This is a genomic window from bacterium (assembly GCA_037131655.1).
GTDB lineage: Bacteria > Armatimonadota > Fimbriimonadia > Fimbriimonadales > JBAXQP01 > JBAXQP01.
Window position 1 is genome coordinate 1 of record JBAXQP010000387.1, and the last position, 2,162, is coordinate 2,162.

Here is a 2,162-nt window from a genome sequence, read left to right on the forward strand (position 1 = left end):
TTACCTCGAGCCTATATGGCAATCATGCATTTCTAATTTATTTTGGTGACATATCCAGGTCAGAAAAGAGCGAAAGAGCGCAAAACCAGGGAAAATTATGCTTAGGATCGTGCCCGTAATAACTTCCTATTCTTGGTGCGCCACGAAAGTGCACCTCCGCTAGCAGCTGCAAGTGCTGCCGGAAAAGCGCGACCGGGCGCATTTCGTACTAAGCCTTGGGCTTAATGTGGTAACGCATTAGGTTAAGCGTAGGCATAGGAAATTGCAAGCCATAAGCCGCAAGGTTAAACGCGATTGAGCTCCGTTAAGGAAGTTCTGAGGGGTGGCCGAGGGTCTCGAGAAACCCGAAGGCAACAATAGATGCAGCGATAATCGGCAGCGGTATCTATCACCTCCGGAGTCGAAGAGCATGGCGTGCAATGAAAGCGAAGCTGTAAACGTGGGAGGCCCTATCCGCTCTCGCAAGGATGTGAGTACTAACCGACAAGTGTAAAAGCGAGGGAGTTGGGATGGCGTAATTACAGAAAGATAGGGAGTCAGATCAGGCGTAGTACTCCGAGCTTGGGAAAGCCAAGTACATGGGGAAGGCCTGTGGGTAATTTTGACTCTGAAAAGGAAACGTGATGAGAACATTAGAATCTCAAGGAAACGCGGACACTGCATTAACAGAGATAGCATATCTATCGGCTCAGAATCCAGCTCAAGCGTTCCATAGCTTGATGCACCACATAAATGAGGGGAGTCTGAGACGCTGTTTCGACAAGCTGGACGGAAAGAAGGCTCTAGGAATAGACGGGATAAGCAAAGCCGCATATGGCGAGAACTTGCCAGCGAATTTACACGATCTAATTGCGCGGATGAAACGCATGGCTTACCGACCACAGGCAGTACGACAAGTGCTGATACCTAAAGAAGGAAAAGCTGGCGCAACGAGGCCATTAGGGATTAGTAATTTCGAAGATAAGCTGGTGCAGTATCGAGTGCAGGAACTTCTGGGAAGTATCTATGAACCAATCTTTCTTGACTGGTCATATGGTTTCAGACCGGGACGAAGCTGCCATGATGCGATAAGCGATCTATGCAATCACCTGTATTCGAATGAAGTAGAGGTAGTAATCGATGTTGATTTAGCCAACTTTTTCGGCACGATCGATCACGGAATTCTAAAAGATTTGCTGAGTGTAAAAGTAAAAGACACGAAATTCATGCGATATATCAGCCGAATGTTAAAAGCTGGCATACTTGTGGAAGGCGAGTTAAGTGTAAGCGATGAGGGCGTGCCGCAAGGGTCATGCGCCAGTCCAATATTTTCGAATATAGTCGCCCACTACGTGATTGATGAATGGTTAGAAGATATAGTCATGCCATTGATGAAAGGTACGATCAAAGCGGTTCGCTATGCTGATGATCTTGTCATCTGTTGTCGATATGAAGAAGATGCAATAAGGGTTAGAAAGGCATTGGGTAAACGACTGGATAAATACAAGCTCAAACTCAATGAAGAAAAGACGAAAATGGTTAATTTTTCAAAGAATAAGACACGGCGAGGTATTAAGCAGGAGGCCTTCGATTTTCTGGGTTTTACCTTCTATCTGGGCAGGTCACTGAAAGGGAATATAACCCCGAAAGTCAAAACCTGCGGCAAGCGATATCGGTCTAAACTGAATAAAATAAAAGACTGGGCGCGACAGATAAGGAATAGAGAGTCACTCGGCTCCATCTGGAAAACGTTCTGCGCCAAACTAAGAGGGCACGTGCAGTACTATGGCGTTAGCTTCAACAGTAAGGCGGTGGCGAAGTTTCTAAGAGAAGCCGAGAAAATCCTGTTTAAATGGCTAAACCGTCGCAGCCAACGCAAGTCCTTTGACTGGGACAAGTTTAGGCTGTTCCAAAAGATACACCCACTACCGGAAGCAAAAGTTCGTCACAGGCTGTTTTGATTAAAGTATAATATGTGAATGAGATTGTCTTGAGCCTATTGCCTGAATTGGGCACGATGGGTTCTAAATGGGAGGGAGGACGGAGCAATCCGTTCCCTTTACCAGATCATCAAATCTGGTCATCATCTTGAGGCGATCGGATCTATTAAAAAGCTCGATGGACAATGAGTACACCTGCGCTTTTTAACAGCTCCAATCGCCTCAAGCTAATAACCAGCTTTG

The 2,162-nt window shown here is 46.1% G+C and carries 1 protein-coding gene; it reads left to right on the forward strand.

What is annotated here, in order from left to right; genetic code table 11:
• Positions 1-623 precede the first annotated feature (623 nt).
• Complete coding sequence (gene ltrA, locus WCO51_12760) at positions 624-1,940, forward strand: group II intron reverse transcriptase/maturase (GenBank protein ID MEI6514124.1); 1,317 nt, start codon at positions 624-626, stop codon at positions 1,938-1,940.
• Positions 1,941-2,162 lie beyond the last annotated feature (222 nt).

Excerpts from the sequence above, each read along its gene's own strand:
- ltrA (MEI6514124.1), top strand. The coding sequence starts at position 624 with ATGAGAACATTAGAATCTCAAGGAAACGCGGACACTGCATTAACAGAG.